This is a genomic window from Burkholderia sp. Bp8991 (genome assembly GCF_003853795.1).
GTDB lineage: Bacteria > Pseudomonadota > Gammaproteobacteria > Burkholderiales > Burkholderiaceae > Burkholderia.
In genome coordinates this window covers 1-630 of the sequence record NZ_QTQJ01000086.1, presented here as the reverse complement: position 1 = coordinate 630, position 630 = coordinate 1, and the positions used below count along the sequence as shown (strand labels likewise).

General features: G+C 51.1%; 2 tRNA genes. Both read right to left on the bottom strand.

Annotation, left to right across the window (positions count from 1 at the left end):
- Window positions 1-342: 342 nt before the first annotated feature.
- Window positions 343-418 (bottom strand) — tRNA-Ala (locus tag DIE02_RS35255).
- Window positions 419-456: 38 nt separating this feature from the next.
- Window positions 457-533, bottom strand: a tRNA-Ile gene (locus DIE02_RS35250).
- Window positions 534-630 lie beyond the last annotated feature (97 nt).

Genomic DNA, 630 nt, shown 5'->3' with positions numbered 1-630 from the left:
GCGTCCTTCATCGCCTGTGATCGCCAAGGCATCCACCACATGCACTTGTTCGCTTGACCCTATAACGAGTCTGTCTCATCGACAGTCGCTACAGGTTGAGTTCTCGCGTTGTGCCGTATTCCAATTGAGCCGAACATTAAGTTCGAATCATCTTGAGATACATCGATACAATCACAACCCGGATAGTTTCCACGTCCATCTCAAGACGCTTCCGCTATCCAAATTACTTACTTCTTCCAGATTGTTAAAGAACGACAGCCGATACTTACTACGTATCACTCTGACTGGCTCAATCGCCAATGACAAAGACTCGACCCAAGTCGAACGCTTGTCATTGAAGATTGGTGGAGGCAGACGGGATCGAACCGACGACCCCCTGCTTGCAAAGCAGGTGCTCTCCCAGCTGAGCTATGCCCCCATGAGTACAGATTCCCTCAGGTACCTACCGCCAGACAATGGTGGGTCTGGTTGGATTCGAACCAACGACCCCCGCCTTATCAAGACGGTGCTCTAACCGACTGAGCTACAGACCCCTGAGTCTGTCTTTAAATTTACAGCCGATAAGCGTGAGCGCTCAACTTTGCGAGAAGCTCTGGAAAGGAGGTGATCCAGCCGCACCTTCCGATACGG